Origin of the sequence: Streptococcus sp. 2741, assembly GCF_013276315.1 — a bacterium.
Taxonomy (GTDB): domain Bacteria; phylum Bacillota; class Bacilli; order Lactobacillales; family Streptococcaceae; genus Streptococcus; species Streptococcus pseudopneumoniae.
In genome coordinates, this window is sequence record NZ_VMKU01000089.1 from 1 (window position 1) to 25,766 (window position 25,766).

Below are 25,766 nucleotides of genomic sequence, written 5' to 3' on the forward strand. Positions count from 1 at the left end.
GTTTTATTGCAATCTAGCAAATCCATGATTTCCTTATAACTCTTTTCTTTTGAGCGAAAATAAATAATCTGTAGACGTTTGTGATATTTGGCGTACGATGAATCTCTTAGGAGTTGTTCAATTTTTTGTGTTTCTTCGTTTGTAAGTTTCATAACTACTATTATAAGATGTTTTTTGATTTTAGGATAGTATCAATGCTTTCGACTTGGCTGATATTTATGGTCGTGGTCGTTGTGAAGAACTGCTAGGTCTTGTCCTAAAAAATCGTCCAGATTTAAGAGAAAAGATGTGGATTCAGTCCAAATGTGGCATTCGCATTGAAGAATTTACCTATTTTGATTTTTCTAAGGACTATATTATAAAATCAGTTGACGGTATTTTGCAAAGATTGAAGATTGATCATCTAGATAGCTTGCTTCTTCATCGACCAGATGCTTTGATGGAATCTGACCAAGTAGCAGAAGCCTTTGATCTCCTTTATAAACAAGGTAAGGTTCGAGATTTTGGAGTTTCTAATCAAAATCCTATGATGATGGAGTTGCTTAAAAAAGATGTCAAGCAGCCGTTAGCTGTTAATCAGCTACAATTGAGTGCGGCTTTTACTCCAGGATTCGAATCAGGTTTTCATGTTAATATGGAAGATAGTCAAGCAGCTATTCGAGATGGCAGCATTTTTGAATATTGCAAATTACACGATGTGGTCATTCAAGCCTGGTCTGTCTTACAATTCGGGTATTTTAAAGGGAATTTTGTTGGAAATGAGAAATTTCAAGCTTTAAATCAAGTACTTGATCGTTTAGCTATTAAATATGGAGTAACCCCTTCAACTATTGCCATTTCTTGGATATTGCGTTATCCAGCAAAAATGCAGGCAGTCGTAGGTACCACAAATCCTAATCACTTGAGAGAAGTTAGCCAAGCGGCAAACTTTAGCTTAACAAGAAAAGAATGGTATGAAATTTATCTTGCAGCAGGGAATAATTTGCCGTAAGTAGAAGCAGATGTAAATAAATCACAGTCAAAAAGCCGTTGCAAAGCGGTTTTTTTGTTATAATGAAGGGAAGAATTATTGATTTTAAAGGAGAATAACATGACTTTTGAAGAAATCCTGCCTGGGTTAAAGGCTAAGAAAAAATATGTACGAACTGGTTGGGGAGGTGCTGAAAACTATGTCCAACTTTTTGACACTATCGAGCAAAATGGGGTTGCACTTGAAGTGACGCCCTACTTCCTAATCAACGTTTCTGGCGAAGGAGAAGGTTTTTCCATGTGGAGTCCGACACCTTGTGATGTTTTGGCGACGGATTGGGTAGAAGTGCATGACTAGACGCGTATTGATTACGGGAGTAAGTTCAGGGATTGGTCTGGCTCAGGCTCGACTCTTTTTAGAGAAGGGCTATCAAGTTTATGGAGTTGACCAAGGTGAAAATCTACTCTTAGAGGGTGATTTTCACTTTTTACAGAGAGATTTGACCTTGGACTTGGAACCTATTTTTGACTGGTGTCCTCAGGTTGAGGTTTTGTGCAATACTGCTGGAGTTTTGGATGATTACAAACCACTGTTGGAACAATCAGTGCAGGAAATTCAGGAGATTTTTGAAATCAACTACGTTACTCCAGTAGAGTTGACTCGGTATTATTTGACACAAATGCTAGAGAATAAAAAAGGAATCATTATCAATATGTGCTCCATTGCTTCTAGCCTAGCAGGTGGAGGTGGTCACGCCTATACTTCATCTAAGCATGCCTTGGCTGGATTTACCAAGCAGTTGGCTCTAGATTATGCAGAAGCTGGGATTCAGGTCTTTGGTATCGCTCCAGGAGCAGTCAAGACGGCTATGACCGCTGCGGATTTTGAGCCAGGAGGCTTAGCTGACTGGGTGGCTAGTGAAACACCAATCAAGCGCTGGATTGAACCAGAGGAAATAGCAGAGCTTAGCCTTTGCTTAGCTAGTGGAAAAGCAAGCGCCATGCAAGGACAAATCTTGACAATAGATGGCGGCTGGTCTTTGAAGTAGGAGGATCTGATGGAAGTCAAAAGACACTTTGGAGTCTACGCTGTTTGCTTAGAAAATGGGAAGTTACTCTGCATTGAAAAAACGAGAGGCCCTTATCAAAATCGGTATGATCTACCTGGAGGCAGTCAGCAACTTGGTGAAGGACTGACGGAAACGCTGACTAGAGAAGTTATGGAAGAGACGGGATTTACTGTTAGAAGCTACTCTAATCCTCGAATCTACGATGTTTTCGTCAGAGAAGAGTTAACAAATTTTATGGTTCACCATGTCATGGCCTTGTATGATGTAGAAATGAATGAGAGTGCACCTCAAGTTACGACTTCGGAAGCTGTGTCTGATGGTGCGAATGATTCACTTGGATATATTTGGATGGATATTCAAGAGATTACAGAAGAAAATGTATCGCCATTAGTCTTGAAGGTTAAGTCTGAATTATTAGGACTTCCAGAACTGGACAAGACTTCTTACATGAATTGGAAGGTGAAGTAGGAGGATAATGGAACTATTTAAAACATGGAAGAAAAATATGGTTCTCTATGGTCTTAAATCTCAAATTGGAACTGTCTACCGAAACAATGATAGGACAACAAGCTTTTATGATGTTGGGAATTTTCTATACCTAGCAGGGGAGTTGGATTCCAGATTTTGGGAAGATTTTGTTAGAAAATATGGTTTAGATTATAAGATTATTATTTCAGAAAATACTAATTGGCAAGATTTTCTGCATCGAAAAGTGGGGCTAAATTCTTTTACTCGCTATTCTTTTAAAGATAAGGCAAATTTTCAAGTTGAATTTTTAAATAATCTAGTTACTCATTTAGAGGAAGGTTACAATATTGTGCCTATTGATAATCATATTTATAACTGCTTTTCTACGGAAGAATGGTCACAGGATTTACAGGGGGATTTTGAGTCCTATCAGGATTTTGTTTTAAAAGGTGGATTTGGCTTTGTGATTCTTAAAAATAATGAACTGATTGCTGGGATTTCCTCAGGGTTAGTTTACCGTAAAGCAGTTGAAGTGGAAGTTGCAACTAGAGCAAACGAACAAGGAAATGGATTTGCTAAAAAACTTGGTGCTGCAATGATTCTAGAGAGTTTAAATAGGGATATGTTTCCACTTTGGGATGCTCATAATGAGGCTTCCAAAAAAGTAGCAGAATTTTTAGGATATGAGTTAGCTGAACCTTATGAAGCTTTTGAACTAGAGGAAATTTTGATATAATTATATATGATGTTGTATCTTTTAAGACGAGGTGAATGGCTATGAAAAATCAACTTGCCCTTAGTGGCGAAAAAATTCTTGAAAAAATTTATCCTCAACTATTTCACCACGTCGGCATGATTCGTGGGGAATATTTGTTGAGAGAGCTTAATCAAAACATCATATTAGCAAGTTGTCAGCAATTTGTAAAAGATTATCTAGAGACTATCTGCTCCCTGTACTCAGATGAAGAAGTTTGGTATCGTTTTACTGAATTAACGAATACAGAAGCCAATTGTTTAGTGGGGACTAAAGAGTTTTTTGACGAAGGGCATCCCTTGTTTGGCTATAGAGGAACCAGGCGTTTACTGGCGTGTTTGGATGAATTTCAGGCTGAAGCACATGTCGTTACAGAAGTTTATCAAACCAACCCCAATCTATCTGTTATCTTTCCTTTTGTCAATGATGCCGACCAATTAAAACAAGCTATTACAGTATTGCGTCAGTATGGCTTTACTGGGAAAGTCGGAACGATGATTGAATTACCGTCAGCGTATTTTGACTTATCTAGTATACTGGAAACGGGCATTTCAAAGATTGTAGTTGGAATGAATGATTTGACTTCCTTTGTTTTTGCGACTATGAGAAACAGTCAATGGCATGATATGGAAAGTCCAATAATGTTAGATATGCTAAGAGATATGCAGGATAAAGCAAGAATTAAAAATATTGACTTTGCTGTGGCAGGTTATCTGAATACTTCTTCCATACAAAAAATGAATCAGATGGGGATTGAGTGCATTATCCACTATAGTTCTATTCCAGCGATTTTTAATTTAGAGATTGACCATCCAGACCACCTCGAACGTGTAAAAGAAGAAAGTAAAAAATTACAAAGGAGCACCCATGACACCGCAAGAAATGTGGAATAAATACAAACAAATCAATCCTTCTATCGGAGATGAAATCGATGCTTGGTCTTTTGGAGTGGAACCAGACCTTTTAGCAGATTTGGTTTTAAGAGGCGAAAAGACTGCAACAGCATCAGCCTACGATCTCTATGCACTAGAAGACGAGTCTCTTCCTCAAGAAGGAACTTTTGATGTCATTTTAGATAGTCAAAATCAGGCTGTCTGTATTGTTGAAATTACAAAGGTTTCTGTCCAGCCCTTCAATCAAGTTTCTGCTGATCATGCCTTTAAGGAAGGGGAAGGTGACAAATCCCTAGCCTATTGGCGCCAGGTTCATGAGGATTTTTTCAGAGACTGCTTGGGTGAAGCAGGATTGACTTTTACACCTGAAAGCAAGGTTGTTTTAGAAGAATTTCGCAAGGTCTACCCACTGTAGACTGTTAGACGGAAGAAAGTTTTGGAAATCGCCGTCCAATCCTTTTTTCTCAAGCAAAATATGATATAATAAGTTTGTTTGAAGAAGAGCAGCAGCTCTTAAACTTAGAATAGGAGAAAACTATGCAAGCAGTTGAACATTTTATTAAGCAATTTGTTCCTGAACATTACGATTTATTTTTAGACTTGAGTCGTGAGACCAAGACGTTTTCAGGGAAGGTGACCATCACTGGTCAAGCACAGAGTGACCGCATTTCCCTTCATCAAAAAGACTTGGAAATCGCTTCTGTAGAAGTTGCAGGTCAAGCTCGTCCATTTACAGTTGACCATGACAATGAAGCTCTTCATATTGAATTAGCTGAGGCTGGTCAAGTTGAAGTGGCTATCGCTTTCTCAGGAAAAATTACAGACAACATGACAGGGATTTACCCTTCTTATTATACAGTTGATGGAGTCAAGAAGGAGGTCTTGTCTACTCAGTTTGAGAGCCATTTTGCGCGCGAAGCTTTCCCATGTGTGGATGAGCCTGAAGCCAAAGCAACTTTTGACCTCTCTCTTTGCTTTGACCAAGCAGAAGGTGAATTGGCCTTGTCAAACATGCCAGAAATCGATGTTGAAAACCGTAAGGAAACAGGTATCTGGAAGTTTGAGACAACACCTCGCATGTCTTCTTACTTGTTGGCCTTTGTTGCTGGTGATTTGCAAGGGGTGACCACTAAAACTAAGAATGGTACCCTCGTTGGTGTATACTCTACCAAAGCACATCCACTTTCTAACCTTGATTTCTCTTTGGACATTGCCGTTCGCTCTATCGAGTTTTACGAAGATTACTACGGAGTCAAGTATCCAATCCCTCAATCTCTCCATATCGCCCTTCCTGACTTCTCAGCTGGAGCTATGGAAAACTGGGGTCTTGTGACCTACCGTGAAGTTTGCTTAATTGTAGATGAAAACTCTACATTTGCCAGTCGTCAACAAGTTGCCCTTGTTGTGGCACATGAATTGGCTCACCAATGGTTTGGTAACCTCGTAACTATGAAATGGTGGGATGACCTTTGGCTCAATGAAAGCTTTGCTAACATGATGGAATATGTCTGTGTGGATGCCATTGAGCCAAGCTGGAATATCTTTGAAGATTTCCAAACAGGTGGAGTACCTCACGCTCTTGAACGCGATGCGACTGATGGTGTTCAGTCTGTTCACGTCGAAGTCAAACACCCAGATGAAATCAATACGCTCTTTGATGGCGCTATCGTCTATGCCAAAGGAAGCCGTCTCATGCACATGCTTCGTCGTTGGCTAGGTGATGCCGATTTTGCCAAAGGTTTGCATGCCTACTTTGAAAAACATCAGTACAGCAATACCATTGGTAGTGACCTTTGGGATGCTCTTGGTCAAGCATCTGGCCGTGATGTCGCAGCTTTCATGGATTCTTGGTTGGAACAGCCTGGTTACCCAGTTCTTACTGTCAAAGTTGAAAATGATGTCTTGAAGATTTCACAAAAACAATTCTTCATCGGTGAGAACGAAGACAAGAACCGTCTCTGGGTGGTGCCCCTCAATAGCAACTGGAAAGGCTTGCCTGATACACTCGAAACTGAAAGTATCGAAATCCCTGGCTATGCAGCTCTTCTTGCTGAGAATGAAGGAGCTCTTCGTCTCAACACTGAAAATACTGCCCACTATATTACCGACTATCAAAGAGACTTGTTAGAAGCTGTTCTTGCTGAGCTAGAGACACTTGATAACACAAGCAAACTGCAAATTGTTCAAGAACGTCGTTTGTTGGCTGAGGCAGGGCACATTTCTTATGCAGACTTGCTTCCAGTTCTTGATAAACTTGCTAAGGAAGAGTCTTATCTGGTGGTTTCAGCTGTTTCTCAAGTGATTTCAGCCCTTGAGCGCTTTATTGATGAAGGAACGGATGCTGAAAGAGCCTTCAAAGCCTTGGTTGCTAAATTGGCTCGTCATAACTATGACCGTCTTGGTTTTGAAGCTAAAGACGGAGAATCAGATGAGGATGAATTGGTTCGTCAGCTGGCTGTTTCGATGATGATTCGCTCAAATGATGCAGAAGCTAGTCAAGTCGCTATCCAAATCTTTGCAACACACAAGGAGAATCTTGCAGGACTCCCAGCAGCTATTCGCTCACAAGTTCTGATTAATGAGATGAAACATCATGAGACTAAAGACTTGTTAGCACTTTATCTTGATACTTATACGCATGCAACAGATGCTGTCTTTAAACGCCAGTTGGCAGCAGCTCTTGCATACAGTACAGATGCGGACAATATCCAAACCTTGATTGCTGCTTGGAAGGACAAATTTGTGGTCAAACCACAGGACTTGTCTGCTTGGTATTACCAATTCCTAGCTCATCAAGCAACTCAGAAAACAGCTTGGTCTTGGGCGCGTGAAAACTGGGCTTGGATTAAGGCAGCCCTTGGTGGAGATATGAGCTTTGATAGCTTTGTTATCCTTCCTGCTCATGTATTTAAGACTCAGCAACGCTTGGCGGAATACAAGGAGTTCTTTGAGCCGCAACTTTGTGACCTTGCTCTTAGCCGTAACATCGGTATGGGAATCAAGGAAATTGCAGCGCGTGTTGACTTGATTAGCCGTGAAAAAGCTGCAGTCGAAGCAGTTGTTCTTCAATACGGAAATGCATAAATAAGCCTAAAATAAAAAGAAAACTCAGCTATCTCATGTAAAATGCAGAGAGTTGAGTTTTTTTTAAGGCAAATTTGGTATAATAGTTTTAATAAGGAGGAGTTTCTCATGATAAAAATCTTATTGGTTGAGGATGACCTAGGCCTGTCAAATTCAGTATTTGACTTTTTAGACGATTTTGCGGATGTCATGCAGGTATTTGATGGAGAAGAAGGTCTCTACGAAGCTGAAAGTGGTGTCTATGACTTGATTTTGCTTGATTTGATGTTGCCAGAAAAAAATGGCTTCCAAGTCTTGAAAGAATTGCGTGAAAAGGGGATTACGACTCCAGTTCTGATCATGACTGCCAAGGAAAGTTTGGATGACAAGGGACATGGATTTGAACTGGGAGCAGATGATTATCTGACCAAACCTTTCTACTTAGAAGAACTCAAAATGCGGATTCAGGCCCTTCTCAAACGTTCAGGTAAGTTTAATGAAAACACCTTGACTTATGGAAATATTGTAGTTAATTTGTCAACCAATACTGTTAAGGTTGAAGATACTCCAGTCGAATTACTGGGGAAAGAGTTTGATTTATTGGTTTATTTCCTTCAAAATCAAAATGTGATTTTGCCTAAGACGCAGATTTTTGATCGTCTATGGGGATTTGATAGTGACACAACGATTTCAGTTGTCGAAGTTTATGTTTCAAAAGTCCGTAAGAAATTAAAAGGAACCACTTTTGCAGAGAATTTGCAAACCTTGCGCAGTGTTGGGTATATTTTAAAAGATGTTCAGTAAACTAAAAAAAACATGGTATGCGGATGATTTTAGTTATTTTATCCGCAACTTTGGTGTCTTCACTCTGATTTTCTCTACAATGACTCTGATTATTTTGCAGGTCATGCATTCGAGTCTCTATACTTCGGTGGATGATAAACTCCACGGACTGAGTGAAAATCCTCAAGCAGTTATTCAACTGGCAGTGAATAGGGCAACAGAAGAGATTAAAGATTTAGAAAATGCTAGGGCGGACGCTAGTAAAGTAGAAATAAAACCTAATGTCAGTTCCAATACGGAAGTCATTCTCTTTGATAAGGACTTTACTCAACTTCTTTCTGGAAATCGATTTTTGGGCTTGGATAAGATTAGGTTAGAGAAAAAAGAACTAGGCCATATCTACCAGATTCAGGTTTTTAATAGCTATGGGCAGGAAGAAATCTATCGCATGATTTTGATGGAAACCAATATCAGTTCGGTTTCAACCAATATCAAGTATGCAGCTGTCTTGATTAATACCAGTCAGTTGGAGCAGGCCAGTCAAAAGCATGAGCAATTGATTGTCGTTGTGATGGTAAGTTTCTGGATTTTGTCTTTGCTTGCAAGTCTTTATCTAGCTCGGGTTAGTGTTCGACCCCTGCTTGAGAGCATGCAGAAGCAGCAGTCCTTTGTGGAAAATGCCAGTCATGAGTTACGGACTCCACTTGCAGTTTTGCAAAATCGCTTAGAGACCCTTTTCCGTAAGCCAGAAGCTACCATTATGGATGTGAGCGAAAGTATTGCATCGAGTTTGGAAGAAGTCCGAAATATGCGTTTTTTGACGACAAACTTGCTGAACTTAGCTCGGAGAGATGATGGGATTAAGCCGGAGCTTGCAGAAGTTCCAACTAGTTTTTTCAATACGACTTTCACAAACTATGAGATGATTGCTTCGGAAAATGATCGTGTCTTCCGTTTTGAAAATCGTATCCATCGTCCGATTGTCACAGACCAGCTTCTCTTGAAGCAGTTGATGACTATCCTATTTGATAATGCTGTCAAGTATACTGAAGAGGATGGTGAAATTGATTTTCTTATCTCGGCGACCGATCGTAATCTGTATTTACTGGTTTCTGATAATGGAGTCGGTATTTCGACAGAAGATAAAAAGAAAATTTTTGATCGTTTTTATCGAGTGGACAAGGCTAGAACTCGTCAAAAAGGTGGTTTCGGTTTAGGATTATCTCTGGCCAAGCAAATTGTAGATGCGCTTAAAGGAACCATTACTGTTAAAGATAATAAACCCAAGGGAACAATCTTTGAAGTGAAGATTGCCATCCACACACCATCGAAAAAGAAAAAATAAAAAGAGTCTGGGGCAAAAGTCTAACCTTAAATATAAAAAGCGAACAAAACAAGTTATCTGACACTCAGAATTCTGTTTTGTTCGCTTTTTTGTCTAATCTATCGATTTTAAAAACTTATAATAAAGAATTCCTAAAATCAAAATCCTTTTGTCCCAGACTCTTTTGGATTTATTTTCTACGTTTTCGTTTGATAATAGACCGTTGAACTTTTAAAACAAGTAAGCTGGATCCGATTGCTGCGGCAAAGGCAAGAGCAGTTGATAATTTTAATGCTAAAAAGATAAAACTAAAGATAGCAATACAGATACAAAAAACAGCGATATTAACAAAAAATAAAATTTCTTTGAGATTGCTATCAGCTTGTGCTTCAGGTGCATAAGCTTGATAATGAGGAAGTTGCTGGTTTAATTCTTCTTGATAGTCTACCTCATAGGATTGTAATTTTCTTACGGGCATGATTCTCTCCTTAACAGTACATACCTATTTTATCATTTTTTCGGCAGAGAATTATTACAGAAAGGTTACAAAAAGAATAAAGTCCCTTTTCATTTTCAAAGCATGGCTGATTTGCTAGAAATGTGGTATAGTTTTTCCTATGGAAAAGATTATCATTACAGCAACTGCTGAAAGTATTGAACAAGTCGAACAACTACTCGAAGCTGGCGTAGACCGTATCTATGTCGGTGAGAAAGATTTTGGCCTTCGTCTGCCAACAACCTTTAGTCATGACCAATTGCGTGAAATCGCTAAGTTGGTTCATGATGCTGGTAAGGAATTGCTCGTTGCGGTCAATGCTCTCATGCACCAAGATATGATGGACCGTATCAAGCCTTTCCTTGATTTCTTGGAAGAAATTAAGACAGACTACATTACGATTGGGGATGCAGGTGTCTTTTACGTAGTCAACCGCGATGGTTACTCCTTTAAGACTATCTACGATGCTTCAACTATGGTGACAAGCAGTCGTCAGATTAACTTCTGGGGACAAAAGGCTGGCGCATCTGAAGCTGTTTTGGCGCGTGAAATTCCATCGGCTGAACTCTTCAAAATGCCAGAGATTTTGGAAATTCCTGCTGAAGTTTTGGTTTACGGTGCCAGTGTCATCCATCATTCTAAACGTCCGCTCTTGCAAAATTACTATAACTTTACACATATCGATGATGAAAAGACTCGCAAGCGTGACTTTTTCTTGTCTGAGCCAAGTGATCCTGAGAGTCACTATTCCATTTTTGAAGACAATCATAGGACCCACATCTTTGCCAACAATGACCTTGATTTGATGATCAAATTAACAGAATTGGTAGAGCATGGTTTTACTCACTGGAAGCTAGAAGGGCTCTACACTCCTGGTCAGAACTTTGTTGAGATTGTAAAACTCTTTATCCAAGCTCGTAGCTTGATCCAAGAGGGTAACTTTAGCCATGACCAAGCCTTCTTGCTGGATGAAGAAGTGCGCAAGTTACATCCTAAAAACCGTTTCCTTGATACAGGATTTTATGATTACGATCCTGACATGGTTAAATAAAGTAAATGATTCGTTGAGAGAAGGAAGATGCAAATATTTCTTCTCTCAATTTTTCTTATTCTCCAATATTTTCAAAAAAATCAGCAGGCTAGGATGCTCTGTTTGCTGGGATTTTTAACACAAGTAACCTTCTTGAGTTTGAAAATTATCACATGTTTGCAGGTGCCAAATGGCCCTTTTTTTGGTATAATTTTTTATAATGAAAACGATTGGTAATCGCTATGTTGTGGTGGATTTAGAGGCAACTAGCACAGGTAGTAAGGCTAAAATTATCCAAGTGGGAATTGTCGTGATTGAGGACGGAAAAATCGTTGATCACTATACGACGGATGTCAATCCACATGAACCCTTGGATGCTCATATCAAAGAACTGACAGGATTGACAGACCAACGTCTGGCGCAAGCACCTGATTTTTCGCAAGTTGCTAGAAAAATCTTTGACTTGGTAGAGGATGGGATTTTTGTAGCCCACAATGTTCAGTTTGATGCCAATCTTTTGGCGGAAAATTTATTTTTTGAAGGTTATGAGCTAAGAAATCCTCGTGTTGATACGGTCGAATTGGCTCAGGTCTTTTTCCCTGAACTGGAAAAATATAGTTTGCCGATATTGTGCCGAGAATTAGGAATTCCTCTTAAACACGCACACACAGCCCTTTCAGATGCCCAAGCTACAGCAGAATTACTTCTTTTTTTACGGGAAAAGATGACCCAGCTTCCTAAAGGACTCTTGGAACGCTTGCTGGAAATGGCTGACGCCCTCCTATATGAGTCCTACCTGGTTATTGAAGAAATTTATCGCAGCCAATCTATTCTGAGTTCTTCAGATTTGGTCCAAGTTCAAGGACTGTATTTCAAGAAAACTGCAGATCCCATGGAGTCACGAAAACTATCTCAAGATTTTTCTAAAAATATTTCTCTGTTGAATCTTGAAGTGAGGGAGGAGCAAGAGAGTTTTGCTAAAGAAGTCGGTTTGTTATTGAAGGATGAGCCTATATCATTAATTCAAGCGCCGACAGGAATTGGGAAAACATATGGCTATCTCTTACCCGCTTTGTCCCAAGTGGAAAATCGTCAGATTGTCCTTAGCGTTCCGACAAAGATTCTTCAAAATCAAATCATGGAAGAAGAAGGTAAACGTCTCAAGGAAGTGTTCCATATAGATATTCGTAGTTTAAAGGGGCCTCAAAATTATTTGAAGTTGGATGCCTTTTATCGTTCCTTGCAGGAAAATGATGAAAATCGCTTATTTAGACGCTTTAAAATGCAAGTCTTGGTCTGGCTGACAGAGACAGAAACGGGGGATTTGGATGAAATTGGTCAACTCTACCGTTACCAACATTTTCTAACAGATCTTCGTCATGACGGGAATTTATCATCTCAAAGCTTATTTGTGACGGAAGATTTTTGGAAACGTAGTCAAGAAAGAGCACAAACCTGCAAGCTTTTAGTGACCAATCATGCCTATCTTGTAACCAGACTTGAAGATAATCCTGAATTTGTCAGTGACCGTTTACTGATTATCGATGAAGTTCAAAAAGTTTTGTTGGCTTTAGAAAATCTGCTTCAAGAGACCTACGATATCCAGTCTATTATCGATTTGCTTGATAAGGCCTTACTGGAGGAGCAAAATAAGGTCCAGCAACGAATACTAGAAAGTATTCGCTTTGAGTGCTTCTACTTGATAGAACAATTTCAGTCTGGTAAATCTAGGAAAAATATCTTAGATTCTCTAGCCAATCTCCATCAGTATTTTTTAGAATTAGAAGTAGAAGGCTTTGAGGAGCTGGTCCGCTATTTTACAGCTGACCGAGATTACTGGCTTGAAGCAACTGAAACGAGTCAAAAGAAAATTCAGATTTCTTCTACAAAATCTGGCCGTATTCTTCTGTCCTCTTTAATACCTGAGAGTTGTCAAGTCTTGGGAGTGTCGGCTACTCTTGAGATTAGTCAGAGAGTTTCTTTGGCAGACCTGTTAGGCTATCCTGAAGCCAAATTTCTTAAGATTGAAGCTCGTAGAAAACAGGACCAAGAAGTGGTCTTGGTCAAAGATTTCCCTCTGGTGACAGAAACTTCCTTAGAAGTCTATGCCAAAGAGGTAGCTGATTTACTAGTGGAAATTCAAGCTTTCCAGCAACCGATTTTGGTTCTCTTTACCGCTAAAGATATGCTTCTAGCAGTTTCAGACATACTTCCTGTAAGCCATCTGGCTCAGTATAAAAATGGGGATGTTCATCAGCTAAAGAAGCGCTTTGAAAAAGGAGAACAACAAATCTTGCTTGGTGCAGCAAGTTTCTGGGAGGGAGTTGATTTTTCAAGTCATCCTTTTGTGATTCAAGTTGTACCAAGACTTCCTTTCCAAAATCCCCAAGAGCCCTTGACGAAAAAGATCAATCAGGAACTAATTCAAGAAGGGAAAAATGCCTTTTATGATTATCAATTGCCAATGGCCATTATTCGTTTAAAACAGGCTTTGGGAAGAAGTATGAGACGCGAACACCAACGTTCTTTAACTCTTATTTTGGATAGGAGAATTGTCGGAAAACGATATGGTAAGCAAATAGTGACTTCTCTAGCAAAAGAAGCGACTGTTAAAACCGTCTCTCGATCCGAAGTTGATGAAGCTGTTGATAAATTTTTAAATGAACTTTGATAAATAGTATTGTATGAAAGTATAAGGTTAGTGTATATGAAACGTTCTCTCGACTCAAGAGTCGATTATAGTTTGCTATTGCCAGTATTTCTTCTACTGGTTATTGGCGTGGTGGCTATCTATATAGCTGTTAGTCATGATTATCCAAACAATATTCTGCCCATTTTAGGGCAGCAGGTCGCCTGGATTGCCTTGGGGCTTGTGATTGGTTTTGTGGTCATGCTCTTTAATACAGAATTTCTTTGGAAAGTAACCCCCTTTCTGTATATTTTAGGCTTGGGACTCATGGTCTTGCCAATTGTCTTTTATAATCCAAGCCTAGTTGCATCAACGGGTGCCAAAAACTGGGTATCGGTAAATGGTGTTACCTTGTTCCAGCCGTCAGAATTTATGAAGATATCCTATATCCTCATGTTGGCTCGTGTCATTGTCCAGTTTACCAAAAAACATAAGGAATGGAGACGCACGGTTCCGCTGGACTTTTTGTTAATTTTTTGGATGATTCTCTTTACTATTCCAGTCCTAGTTCTTTTAGCACTTCAAAGTGACTTAGGGACGGCTTTGGTTTTTGTAGCCATTTTCTCAGGAATCGTTTTATTATCAGGGGTTTCTTGGAAAATTATTATCCCAGTATTTGTGACTGCTGTAACAGGAGTTGCTGGTTTCTTAGCCATCTTTATTAGCAAGGACGGACGAGCTTTTCTTCACCAGATTGGAATGCCGACCTACCAAATCAATCGGATTTTGGCTTGGCTCAATCCCTTTGAGTTTGCCCAAACAACGACTTACCAGCAGGCTCAAGGGCAGATTGCCATTGGGAGCGGTGGTTTATTTGGCCAAGGTTTTAATACTTCAAATCTGCTTATTCCAGTTCGTGAGTCAGATATGATTTTCACGGTCATTGCAGAAGATTTTGGCTTTATTGGCTCTGTCCTGGTTATTGTCCTTTACCTCATGTTGATTTACCGTATGTTGAAGATTACTCTCAAATCAAATAACCAGTTCTACACCTATATTTCCACTGGTTTGATTATGATGTTGCTCTTCCACATTTTTGAAAATATCGGTGCTGTAACGGGCTTGCTTCCTTTGACCGGGATTCCACTGCCTTTCATTTCGCAAGGGGGATCGGCTATTATCAGTAATCTGATTGGTGTTGGTTTGCTTTTATCGATGAGTTACCAGACAAATCTAGCTGAAGAAAAGAGCGGAAAAGTTCCATTCAAGCGGAAAAAGCTTGTATTAAAACAAATCAAATAAGGAGAAAATCATGGTAAAAGTAGCAGTTATGTTAGCTCAGGGCTTTGAAGAAATTGAAGCTTTGACAGTTGTAGATGTCTTGCGTCGTTCAAATATTACTTGTGATATGGTTGGTTTTGAAAAGCAAGTAACGGGTTCGCATGCAATCCAAGTAAGAGCAAATCATGTCTTTGATGGAGATTTATCAGACTATGACATGATTGTTCTTCCTGGCGGTATGCCTGGTTCTGCACATTTGCGCGATAATCAGGCCTTGATTCAAGAGTTGCAAAGATTCGAGCAAGAAGGGAAGAAACTAGCAGCCATTTGTGCGGCACCAATTGCCCTCAATCAAGCAGGGGTATTGAAAAACAAGCAGTACACTTGTTATGATGGTGTTCAAGAGCAAATCCTTGATGGTCACTACGTCAAGGAAACAGTAGTGGTAGATGGTCACTTGACAACCAGTCGAGGTCCCTCGACAGCCCTTGCCTTTGCCTACGAGTTGGTAGAGCAACTAGGAGGAGACGCAGAGACTTTACGAACAGGAATGCTCTATCGAGATGTCTTTGGTAAAAATCAGTAAAACGGGAGTTATTCTCTCGTTTTTTATGTGGAAAAATCAGGGAAATCATCGCTTTTTTCATAAAAAAATGCTATAATGAAGGGTATGAAATATCACGATTATATCTGGGATTTAGGTGGAACTTTACTGGATAATTATGAAATTTCAACAGCTGCATTTGTTGAAACATTGGCACTGTATGGCATTATACAAGACCATGACAGTGTCTATCAAGCTTTAAAGGTTTCTACTGATTTGGCGATTGAGACATTCGCTCCCAATTTAGAGAATTTTTTAGAAAAGTACAAGGAAAATGAAGCCAGAGAGCTTGAACACCCGATTTTATTTGAAGGAGTTTTTGACCTATTGGAAGACATTTCAAATCAAGGTGGCCGTCATTTTTTGGTCTCTCATCGAAATAATCAGGTTTTGGAAATTTTAGAAAAAACCTCTATAGCAGCTTATTTTACAGAAGTGGTGACTTCTAGCTCAGGCTTTAAGAGAAAGCCAAATCCCGAGTCCGTGCTTTATTTAAGAAAAAAGTATCAGATTAGCTCAGGTCTTGTCATTGGTGATCGACCGATTGATATCGAAGCAGGTCAAGCTGCAGGACTTGATACCCACTTGTTTACCAGTATCGTGAATTTAAGACAAGTATTAGACATGTAAGAAAAAGGAATAAGATGACAGAAGAAATCAAAAATCTGCAGGCACAGGATTATGATGCCAGTCAAATTCAAGTTTTAGAGGGCTTAGAGGCTGTTCGTATGCGTCCAGGGATGTACATTGGATCAACCTCAAAAGAAGGTCTTCACCATCTAGTCTGGGAAATTGTTGATAACTCAATTGACGAGGCCTTGGCAGGATTTGCCAGCCATATTCAAGTTTTTATTGAGCCAGATGATTCGATTACTGTTGTGGATAATGGGCGTGGTATTCCAGTCGATATTCAGGAAAAAACAGGTCGACCTGCCGTTGAGACTGTCTTTACTGTCCTTCACGCTGGAGGAAAATTTGGCGGTGGCGGATACAAGGTTTCAGGTGGTCTTCACGGCGTGGGGTCGTCAGTTGTTAATGCCCTTTCAACTCAATTAGACGTTCATGTTCACAAAAATGGTAAGATTCATTACCAAGAATACCGTCGTGGTCATGTTGTCGCAGATCTTGAAATAGTTGGAGATACGGATAAAACAGGAACAACGGTTCACTTCACACCGGACCCAAAAATCTTCACTGAAACAACAATCTTTGATTTTGATAAATTAAATAAACGGATTCAAGAGTTGGCCTTTCTAAATCGCGGTCTTCAAATTTCAATTACAGATAAGCGTGAAGGTTTGGAACAAACCAAGCATTATCATTATGAAGGTGGGATTGCTAGTTACGTTGAATATATCAACGAGAACAAGGATGTAATCTTTGATACACCAATCTATACAGACGGTGAGATGGATGATATCACAGTTGAGGTAGCCATGCAGTACACAACTGGTTACCATGAAAATGTCATGAGTTTCGCCAATAATATTCATACCCATGAAGGTGGAACGCATGAACAAGGTTTCCGTACAGCCTTGACACGTGTTATCAACGATTATGCTCGTAAGAATAAGTTACTGAAAGACAATGAAGATAATTTAACTGGGGAAGATGTCCGCGAAGGATTAACTGCAGTTATCTCAGTTAAACACCCAAATCCACAGTTTGAAGGACAAACCAAGACCAAATTGGGAAATAGCGAAGTGGTCAAGATTACCAATCGCCTCTTCAGTGAAGCCTTCTCCGATTTCCTCATGGAAAATCCACAGATTGCCAAGCGTATCGTGGAAAAAGGGATTTTGGCTGCCAAGGCTCGTGTGGCTGCCAAGCGTGCGCGTGAAGTCACTCGTAAAAAATCTGGTTTGGAAATTTCCAACCTTCCAGGGAAACTAGCAGACTGTTCTTCTAACAATCCTGCTGAAACAGAACTCTTCATCGTCGAAGGAGACTCAGCTGGTGGATCAGCCAAATCTGGTCGTAACCGTGAGTTTCAGGCTATCCTTCCAATTCGCGGTAAGATTTTGAACGTTGAAAAAGCAAGTATGGATAAGATTCTAGCTAACGAAGAAATTCGTAGTCTTTTCACAGCCATGGGAACAGGATTTGGCGCAGAATTTGATGTTTCGAAAGCCCGTTACCAAAAACTCGTTTTGATGACCGATGCCGATGTCGATGGAGCCCATATTCGTACCCTTCTTTTAACCTTGATTTATCGTTATATGAAACCAATCCTAGAAGCTGGTTATGTTTATATTGCCCAACCACCAATCTATGGTGTCAAGGTTGGAAGCGAGATTAAAGAATATATCCAGCCGGGTGCAGATCAAGAAATCAAACTCCAAGAAGCTTTAGCCCGTTATAGTGAAGGTCGTACCAAACCGACTATTCAGCGTTATAAGGGGCTAGGTGAAATGGACGATCATCAGCTGTGGGAAACAACCATGGATCCCGAACATCGCTTGATGGCTAGAGTTTCTGTAGATGATGCTGCAGAAGCAGATAAAATCTTTGATATGTTGATGGGGGATCGAGTAGAGCCTCGTCGTGAGTTTATCGAAGAAAATGCTGTCTATAGTACACTTGATGTCTAAAAAATAGGGAGAAGTAGTTCCCTTGGTCTAAAAAATATGATATAATCGTTACGATTGTTTCAAGTAAAAAAGGAGTTTGATATGTCTAATGGACAACTAATTTATTTAATGGTTGCAATTGCAGTCATTTTAGTTCTGGCTTATGTAGTAGCAATCTTTCTACGTAAGCGAAACGAGGGGAGATTAGAGGCGCTAGAAGAAAGAAAAGAAGAACTATACAATCTTCCAGTAAATGATGAAGTAGAAGCTGTAAAAAATATGCACTTGATTGGACAAAGTCAAGTGGCTTTCCGTGAATGGAATCAAAAATGGGTCGATTTATCTCTCAACTCTTTTGCCGATATTGAAAATAATCTCTTTGAAGCAGAAGGCTATAACCATTCATTTCGTTTTCTCAAGGCCAGTCATCAAATTGACCAAATTGAGAGTCAAATTACTTTGATTGAAGAAGATATTGCTGAAATTCGCAATGCTTTGGCAGACTTAGAGAAGCAAGAATCTAAAAATAGTGGTCGTGTTCTTCATGCTTTGGATTTATTTGAGGAACTTCAGCATAGAGTTGCTGAAAATTCAGAACAGTATGGTCAAGCCTTGGATGAAATTGAAAAACAATTAGAAAATATCCAATCTGAATTTTCACAATTTGTAACCTTGAATTCATCGGGTGACCCTGTGGAAGCCGCAGTGATTTTGGATAATACAGAAAATCACATTTTGGCCTTAAGTCATATTGTGGATCGTGTTCCAGCCTTGGTTACGACGCTTTCTACAGAATTGCCAGATCAATTACAGGATTTGGAAGCCGGTTATCGTAAACTAATTGATGCTAATTATCATTTTGTTGAAACGGATATTGAAGCACGTTTCCACTTGCTTTATGAAGCATTCAAGAAAAACCAAGAGAATATTCGCCAGTTGGAATTGGATAATGCCGAATATGAGAATGGACAGGCACAAGAGGAAATCAATGCTTTGTATGATATTTTTACTCGAGAAATTGCTGCTCAGAAAGTAGTGGAGAATCTACTTGCAACTCTTCCAACTTACCTTCAACATATGAAAGAGAATAATACTTTATTGGGAGAAGATATTGCACGTTTGAACAAGACCTATTTACTTCCTGAGACAGCTGCAAGCCATGTTCGTCGTATTCAGACAGAATTAGAGAGTTTTGAGGCAGCTATTGTTGAGGTAACTTCAAATCAAGAAGAACCAACCCAAGCTTATTCAGTTCTTGAAGAAAATCTTGAGGATTTACAAACTCAACTAAAAGATATTGAAGATGAGCAAATTTCAGTTAGTGAGCGCCTGACACAAATTGAGAAAGATGATATCAATGCACGTCAAAAGTCCAATGTTTATGTCAATCGTCTCCATACTATCAAGCGATACATGGAAAAACGCAATCTGCCAGGTATTCCACAAACTTTCTTGAAATTATTCTTTACGGCAAGCAATAATACCGAGGATTTAATGGTTGAGTTAGAACAGAAAATGATTAACATTGAATCTGTTACCCGAGTTCTTGAAATTGCAACGAATGATATGGAAGCTTTAGAAATGGAAACTTATAATATTGTACAATATGCAACCTTAACAGAGCAACTCTTGCAATATTCTAACCGCTATCGCTCATTTGATGAACGCATTCAAGAAGCATTTAACGAAGCTTTAGATATTTTTGAAAAAGAATTTGATTATCACGCTTCATTTGACAAGATTTCTCAAGCATTGGAAGTGGCAGAGCCTGGTGTAACCAATCGCTTTGTTACCTCATATGAGAAAACACGTGAAACGATTCGTTTTTAAAAAGCTTAGTTCATTCTAAGCTTTTTTCTTTACTCAAAAGCCATGAGTTTACTTATTTATCATTGAAATTAATGCTTGGTTTTGATATTATTTAAATATGAAGAAAGATAGAACAAAGCGTGGTAGTCACGCTAAAATGGGACGGAGTAAAAGAGTCCAGTGGACTCTTTTAGCCTAAGCTAAATTTTAAAAAGCGAGGGTGGTTGTTTTCTCAAAGTTTTGAAGGAGCTAAAGCAACAGCTATTATTATGAGTTTGTTGGAAACAGCTAAACGTCATCAACTAAATAGCGAGAAATATCTATCCTATCTTCTAGAATGTCTTCCAAACGAGGAAACTCTCGTAAACAAAGAGGTTTTAGAGGCTTATTTACCATGGACTAAAGTTGTACAAGAAAGGTGAAAATAAGAAATCTCCAGATTAGGAACTATCGCTAAGTTCACTAATCTGGAGATTTTTCAATAGACTTCGTTATTGTACGGTTACGTTTGTCACAGTTCCTGAAATGCTTAATTCACGATTATAGTAAAATGAAATAAGAATAGGACAAATCGATCAGGACAGTCAAATCGATTTCTAACAATGTTTTAGAAGTAGAGGTGTACTATTCTAGTTTCAATCTACTATAAAAGCACATGAACTATTCTATGACCGTGATTAGTAAGGTTTTTGCTTAATGAGTAATTGAATGGAAAGTAATTATTTAATAAAGAAATTTAGTCTTGTATTAATCGAGATTAAATTTCTTTATGTTTAAATTACATGAGAAGAGTGATTAATATTACAATTTTGTTACAAAATAAGTTTTTGATAGAATTTTCAGATAATTTAGGATATAATACTTTTAATTTAAATAAAAAGGAGTGATTTTATGGGAGACTGCAAAGATTTTTGTCATAAAAAGTACCAAATAGCAACGATTTTTCTGCTATCGGTCTTTGCATGCAGATTTGCTTTAGTACAGGTTAGTGCTGCTGAGGGGAAATTTGAAACATCCAATCAAGTTACACATGCAGTAATAATTAATAAATTAGATGATTCAAATAAGCTCGCACCGTCAGTCACGGCTGACAAGAATGCTCTAGATTCTTCTTCAAAGGAAAAAACAGAAGCGACAGCGTCAGTAAAACAAGATGATTCTATAGAATATAGAGATAATAAGTCAGACAAGAATGTAATCACACAGAAAGAAAAGACTGCTATAAAAAGTGAAGAGAAGAAGGAAGAATCAGCAGTAGAAAGAAGTTCTTCTTCCGAAAGTTCACAATCACAGTCGTTATCTCAAAGTGGACATAAAGAAAAGCCAAATAGTATCTCCAGTAATGAAATGATTACTGTCCCTAAAACATGGGAAGCAGGACACAAAGGGCAAGGAACTGTAGTCGCTGTTATAGATTCAGGCCTTGATTTGAATCATGAAGTTCTGCGTATTTCTGATCCGTCAAAGGCGAAATTTAAAAATCAGGATGATATCGAAAAAGCTAAAAAAGCTGCCGGTATTGACTATGGAAAATGGTACAGTGACAAGGTAGTATATGCTTATGATTACTTTGATGGAACTGATAATATAAAAGAGGCTGAAAAAGAGTCTCATGGAATGCACGTTACTGGTATTGTAGCTGGAAATCCAATTAATAAAGCCCCGAATTCTGAGAAGGTTTATGGGGTGGCGCCAGAAGCTCAAATTATGTTTATGAGAGTTTTTTCAGATAGAGATAAAACTACAGCCTCTGCCCTCTATGTAAAAGCCGTTGATGACGCAGTTGCGTTAGGTGCGGATGTGATCAATATGAGTTTGGGTGCAGGTGCGGGTTCAACTGTAGATGCGGGTTCAGATATTATTGAAGCAGTAAAAAGAGCACGCACTAAAGGAGTATCTGTTGTTATTGCTGCTGGTAATAGCAATACTTTCGGTAGAGGTTTTTCACAACCATTAGCAGAAAATCCTGATTATGGTCTCGTCGGAAATCCCTCTACAGTAGAAGATTCAATTTCTGTTGCTTCGATTAATAATAAAATTCTAACTACTGAAGTCTTTGAAGTAAAAGGTTTAGAAAATGACGCTATCCTTGATTATGGTAAGTTTGATTTTAATAGACCTGAAACAGAAAAAGATTTTGAAAAAGGGAAAGAATACGAATATGTAGCAACGGGTATTGGTCGTGAAGAAGATTTTGCTAATATTGATGTAAGAGGTAAGTTAGCACTGATTCAACGTGGTAAAATCCATTTCTCTGATAAGATTAAAAATGCTCTTCAACACGGTGCAGCTGGAGTTTTAATTTATAACAACGTTGAAGGTGCAAATGTTAGTATGTCTGTTACAGGTGATGCTAAGAAAATCCCATCTGTCTTTATTTCAAAATATTATGGTGAAATTCTTAAGTCTGGTCAGTATAAAATTGTCTTTAATCACAAGATGGATAATCGTAAATCAGATGTTGCAGACCAATTGTCAGATTTTTCAAGTTGGGGAGTTACAACAGATGGACAATTGAAACCAGATGTTACTGCACCTGGTGGAAATATCTATTCATCATTTAACGACAATAGTTATGGAAGTATAAGTGGAACAAGTATGGCGGCCCCTCATGTAGCTGGTGTCGCAGCATTAGTCAAAGAATATTTAGCAAAGAAACATCCTGAATTATCAGCTAGTCAAATTTCAGAGATTGTAAAAGCTTTAATTATGTCTACTGCAAAACCACATTTTAATAAACAAACTGGAGCCTATACTTCTCCACGTCACCAAGGTGCTGGCGTAGTTGACACGATGGCGGCAACAAGCACAGATCTATTTGTAACAGGTGCAAATAATTATCCAAGTGTTACTCTTGGTAATGTTGGTGATAAATTTACCTTTGAAGTTACAATTCATAATATTTCGGATAAAGACCGAACATTGAAGATGATTGTAAATACAAATACGGACGAAGTTGAAGAAGGAAAATTCACTCTCCGTCCACGAAAACTAACTGAAACAGTTTGGCCCGAAGTAACTGTGAAAGCTCATAGTACGAAGACAGTAACAGTTAGTGTAGATACAAGTAAGTTTACTGAAGAACTTAGCAAAATAATGCCAAATGGTTATTTTCTAGAAGGATTTGTTAGATTTGTCAATCCTGCAGATGATGGTTCTGTTATTGGTTTACCATTTATGGGATTTAAGGGAGAATTCCAAAATCTACCTGCAATTGAAAAACCAATTTATCAATTGATTAAGGAAGGAAACAGTGGATTTTACTCTGAAATTGATAAAGATAATCCAGGAATTTCACCTTCAGACGATGTAACTTATTTAACAAGTTCTGAAAATGATGTAAATGTTTTAAAAGCAGAGCGTCAAGGAAATCGAGTGACTGTACTCGGAGTGAAACAAGATGATGAAGGAAAATACCATCTTCAATTAGATGAAAAGGGTAATGTTCGCCTTGCTATCTCGCCGAACGATGATGGTAATAAAGATTCTGTTCAATTTAAAACTCTTGTCTATAGAAACTTGGTAAATCTTCGTGCAACTGTTTATGATTCTTCGGATACAACACACAGTCAGCCTATTTGGCAAAGTCGTCCAACAGACCTTGTGAAAAATTATTTTGATGGCGATACTAGAAATCCAAGAAGTTACATTGTAGATAAAACAGCTTGGGGAGGACAGGATTCTAATGGAAATCGAGTCTCTGATGGAATTTATGACTATGTTATTAGTTATAAGCCAGATGTCCCTGGAGCTGAAGAACAATACACAATATTTAAAATTCAAATCGATACACAAAAACCTCTGATTACTTCGGGATATATTCGTTCTCAAAAAAATCAAGAACAATTTATAGCTCGTAAACCTCAGGATGTCGGAAATGGCGGAATTCTTCTAGAAAAAGTCTTTTATATTCGTCCTTCTGAAAATAGAGAGGCGGCAGATTCAGAAATCGAACAGTATCAGATTATCAAACAAAATGAAGATGGTAGTTATACACTTCCTAAGAACATTGATAAATCGAAAATCTTCTATTATGTGGAAGACTTTGCGGGAAATGTAGATTTTATATCTCTCAAAGATCTTGTAGGTGAAGAAAATAGTGGTCGTGTAAAAATTGCTATACTAAACAATAAAACCAATGATGAGATTGATACAACTTATGTTTATCGCATTAAAAATAGCGAAGGTCAATATGTAACCGTTGATAAGTCAAAAGATATTAATTTCTTGAAATTTGGGCATTATGTTGCAGAAATTTTTAGCTATGATCGTACAGAGTTGAAATTTGTGAGTGCTCTATCTAAGGAATTTGATTTAACGAAAGAAAATAGTTTTCAAACTATTACCTTCTTGGCTAACAAAATGAAATATGCCCCAGTAACAGTTGGCTTTAATCAAGCTGTTCCTGGAACTACAATGATTACTTTAGTAGGTGAAGACGGTCAGAGTCAAGTCTTGCCAGCTGAAACATATGGTAAACATTCTTATGGTAAGAAAGTGGTTACTGGTGAATATAAAGTTCTTGTAAATCTGTCAAACGGTTATGAATTACTTGATAATCTTCAACCATTTAAAGTTCTGTTTGGTAAAAATAATGTTTTGTCACTTTCAGTTGTTTCTAAGTTAGCTCTGATTGCAGCTTTAAATAAACAAATGGAAGTAGTTAAAACTCCAAGATATTATAATACAAAACAGAATTTAAAAGAGATGTTTGAGCAAAGTGTCAAAGATGCGCAACTAGCATTAGGAAGTAAACTTAACCAAGATAAAATTGACCAAATTGTTAAGGCTTTAGAGTCTGCTATGCAAACATTGGATGGTAAGGAATCTGATATCACATCATTGAAGAATGCCATTAAAGCATATGCTGAGACAGTTAAAAAAGGTAAATATATAAATTCTGATCAAGAACGCAAAGGTCAATATGATCGTGAATTTAAACTCTTGGCATTATTAATTACAAAAGATTTGATAACTCAAGATGAAATTGACCGTCTGTTGACCACTTTCTTGCAAGCTCAAGACCAGCTGAATGGGAAAGAAACAGATTTTATGAGCCTAAAGAATGTTATCGAGGATGAAGTGAAGTTCCAAGAAAAAGATCCAAGATTTTTGACAGCTAGCAAAGAGGAGAAAGATGCATATCATCTTATTTTCAACAAAGCTAAGCTACTTTTGGAAAATGCAGAAGCTAGTCAAGAAGAAATTAATGAAGTAATCAAAGCTCTAAAAGAAACGGTTGTAAAACTTAAGGCTAATAAAGTAGAGATCCCAACCAAACCAGTTGTACCAGTTAAGCCGGTTGATCCAACTAAAGCAGTTGCACCAGTTAATCCAGTTATTCCAGCTAAACCAGTTGTAACGATCAAGCCAGTTTCTCAAGTGCAACCTGTTAAATTAGTAAGTCAAAATAGACAAGTCTCAACTATTAAGCCTTCAATTAGCAATGATAAAATTGAGAAAGCTACATCAATTACAATACATCATTCCAATATAGAAGCTAAGCATGAGAATAAAACACTAGCTGGAAGTGATCAACAAGTGCTTTTAGCTACAGTCATCAAAGAAGGAAAACAGTTACCAGCCACTGGTGAGAATAACATGATTTCTATTATGCTAAGTATTTCTGGAATTTCTCTCTTGTTGTCAGTTATTGGACTTGTAACTTTTTCAAAAAGTGAGTAGAGAATACAAGCTAAATTCCCAAAGTAAGTTCCACCGCTAGTAGAATTGGAAGTTAGTCTGAGAAAAATCATAAAAACCAGTGGAATTCCGTGTCAGGGTAAGTTCCACTGGTTTTACTCATGCTTGATTTCTATAGTAGTATCGTGAGCAAAAGGATTCAAATTATAGTATAGTTGCTTAGTTTCAAACAAGCATGTTATAATAAAGCTATGGCATATAGTACAGATTTTAAACAGCGAGCATTAGATTCCATCAAAGAGGGGCACAGCCATGTCGAGGCAGCCAAGGTTTTTGATGTTGGCGTCAGAACTCTCTTCATGTGGGAAAAGAACTTACGT

At 38.3% G+C, this 25,766-nt stretch carries 19 protein-coding genes and 3 pseudogenes; 20 read left to right on the forward strand and 2 right to left on the reverse strand.

The genetic code is table 11. The annotated features are described in order from the left end of the window. A pseudogene (locus tag HT671_RS11725) lies at positions 1–152 on the reverse strand (IS630 family transposase); the annotation flags it as partial. Positions 153–190: 38 nt separating this feature from the next. Here HT671_RS11725 and HT671_RS08605 point away from each other — a divergent pair. From HT671_RS08605 to ciaH, 10 genes and pseudogenes are all read left to right on the forward strand, one after another. Beyond that, positions 191–991, forward strand: a pseudogene (locus tag HT671_RS08605) (aldo/keto reductase); the annotation flags it as partial. A 99-nt stretch (positions 992–1,090) separates the two neighbouring features. Further along, entirely contained in the window at positions 1,091–1,327 is a 237-nt protein-coding gene (locus HT671_RS08610) for a DUF2829 domain-containing protein (RefSeq protein WP_000141913.1), read from the forward strand. Next, entirely contained in the window at positions 1,320–2,018 is a 699-nt protein-coding gene (locus HT671_RS08615) for a 3-oxoacyl-ACP reductase (protein ID WP_000198454.1), read from the forward strand. The genes HT671_RS08610 and HT671_RS08615 overlap by 8 nt, the downstream gene beginning before the upstream one ends. A 9-nt stretch (positions 2,019–2,027) precedes the next feature. Continuing rightward, positions 2,028–2,507 carry an NUDIX hydrolase gene (locus tag HT671_RS08620; RefSeq protein WP_000453250.1) on the forward strand — a complete coding sequence of 160 codons (480 nt, stop codon included), beginning with the start codon at positions 2,028–2,030 and terminating at the stop codon, positions 2,505–2,507. A gap of 7 nt (positions 2,508–2,514) precedes the next feature. Beyond that, positions 2,515–3,243: a GNAT family N-acetyltransferase gene (locus tag HT671_RS08625; RefSeq protein WP_138703230.1), complete on the forward strand. Its 729-nt coding sequence runs from the start codon at positions 2,515–2,517 to the stop codon at positions 3,241–3,243. Between the two features lie 41 nt (positions 3,244–3,284). Next, positions 3,285–4,154, forward strand: coding sequence for a putative PEP-binding protein (locus HT671_RS08630; RefSeq protein WP_166735453.1), 870 nt, complete (start codon positions 3,285–3,287; stop codon positions 4,152–4,154). Next, a complete protein-coding gene (locus HT671_RS08635) occupies positions 4,129–4,569 on the forward strand; it encodes an ASCH domain-containing protein (RefSeq protein WP_023938236.1) in 441 nt (146 codons plus the stop codon). Before HT671_RS08630 ends, HT671_RS08635 begins: the two co-directional genes overlap by 26 nt. Positions 4,570–4,691: 122 nt before the next feature. Next, the gene (locus tag HT671_RS08640; RefSeq protein WP_138703228.1) at positions 4,692–7,238 is read left to right on the forward strand and encodes a M1 family metallopeptidase; all 2,547 of its coding nucleotides are present in this window, start codon (positions 4,692–4,694) and stop codon (positions 7,236–7,238) included. A 108-nt stretch (positions 7,239–7,346) separates the two neighbouring features. Then, positions 7,347–8,021, forward strand: coding sequence for a two-component system response regulator CiaR (ciaR, locus tag HT671_RS08645; RefSeq protein WP_000590639.1), 675 nt, complete (start codon positions 7,347–7,349; stop codon positions 8,019–8,021). Then, a complete protein-coding gene (ciaH, locus tag HT671_RS08650; protein WP_023938233.1) occupies positions 8,011–9,345 on the forward strand; it encodes a two-component system sensor histidine kinase CiaH in 1,335 nt (444 codons plus the stop codon). Before ciaR ends, ciaH begins: the two co-directional genes overlap by 11 nt. A 169-nt stretch (positions 9,346–9,514) precedes the next feature. On the opposite strand, the gene HT671_RS08655 is transcribed toward ciaH, so the two are convergent. Then, entirely contained in the window at positions 9,515–9,802 is a 288-nt protein-coding gene (locus HT671_RS08655) for a DUF3270 domain-containing protein (RefSeq protein WP_023933508.1), read from the reverse strand. Positions 9,803–9,941: 139 nt separating this feature from the next. Here HT671_RS08655 and HT671_RS08660 point away from each other — a divergent pair, with 139 nt between their 5' ends. The 10 genes and pseudogenes from HT671_RS08660 to HT671_RS08705 form a co-directional block, all read left to right on the forward strand. Continuing rightward, positions 9,942–10,871, forward strand: coding sequence for a peptidase U32 family protein (locus HT671_RS08660; RefSeq protein WP_138703227.1), 930 nt, complete (start codon positions 9,942–9,944; stop codon positions 10,869–10,871). Between the two features lie 199 nt (positions 10,872–11,070). After that, a complete protein-coding gene (locus tag HT671_RS08665; RefSeq protein ID WP_101514450.1) occupies positions 11,071–13,521 on the forward strand; it encodes a bifunctional DnaQ family exonuclease/ATP-dependent helicase in 2,451 nt (816 codons plus the stop codon). 36 nt (positions 13,522–13,557) lie between these two features. Beyond that, the gene (locus tag HT671_RS08670; protein WP_172923128.1) at positions 13,558–14,781 is read left to right on the forward strand and encodes an FtsW/RodA/SpoVE family cell cycle protein; all 1,224 of its coding nucleotides are present in this window, start codon (positions 13,558–13,560) and stop codon (positions 14,779–14,781) included. Positions 14,782–14,791: 10 nt separating this feature from the next. Beyond that, positions 14,792–15,346 carry a DJ-1 family glyoxalase III gene (locus HT671_RS08675; RefSeq protein ID WP_023938224.1) on the forward strand — a complete coding sequence of 185 codons (555 nt, stop codon included), beginning with the start codon at positions 14,792–14,794 and terminating at the stop codon, positions 15,344–15,346. A gap of 84 nt (positions 15,347–15,430) precedes the next feature. Beyond that, positions 15,431–15,994, forward strand: coding sequence for an HAD family hydrolase (locus HT671_RS08680; protein WP_031222428.1), 564 nt, complete (start codon positions 15,431–15,433; stop codon positions 15,992–15,994). Positions 15,995–16,008: 14 nt separating this feature from the next. Then, positions 16,009–17,955 (forward strand): DNA topoisomerase (ATP-hydrolyzing) subunit B, encoded by a 1,947-nt coding sequence (gene gyrB, locus HT671_RS08685; RefSeq protein ID WP_050208456.1) that lies wholly within the window; start codon positions 16,009–16,011, stop codon positions 17,953–17,955. Between the two features lie 81 nt (positions 17,956–18,036). Continuing rightward, a complete protein-coding gene (ezrA, locus tag HT671_RS08690; protein WP_000064834.1) occupies positions 18,037–19,764 on the forward strand; it encodes a septation ring formation regulator EzrA in 1,728 nt (575 codons plus the stop codon). A gap of 191 nt (positions 19,765–19,955) precedes the next feature. Then, positions 19,956–20,165: pseudogene (locus tag HT671_RS08695) on the forward strand (transposase domain-containing protein); the annotation flags it as partial. A gap of 469 nt (positions 20,166–20,634) precedes the next feature. Next, positions 20,635–25,428, forward strand: coding sequence for a S8 family serine peptidase (locus tag HT671_RS08700; protein WP_172923129.1), 4,794 nt, complete (start codon positions 20,635–20,637; stop codon positions 25,426–25,428). A gap of 209 nt (positions 25,429–25,637) precedes the next feature. After that, the coding region (locus HT671_RS08705) for a transposase (protein ID WP_240148173.1) at positions 25,638–25,766 on the forward strand (129 nt) is incomplete at its 3' end.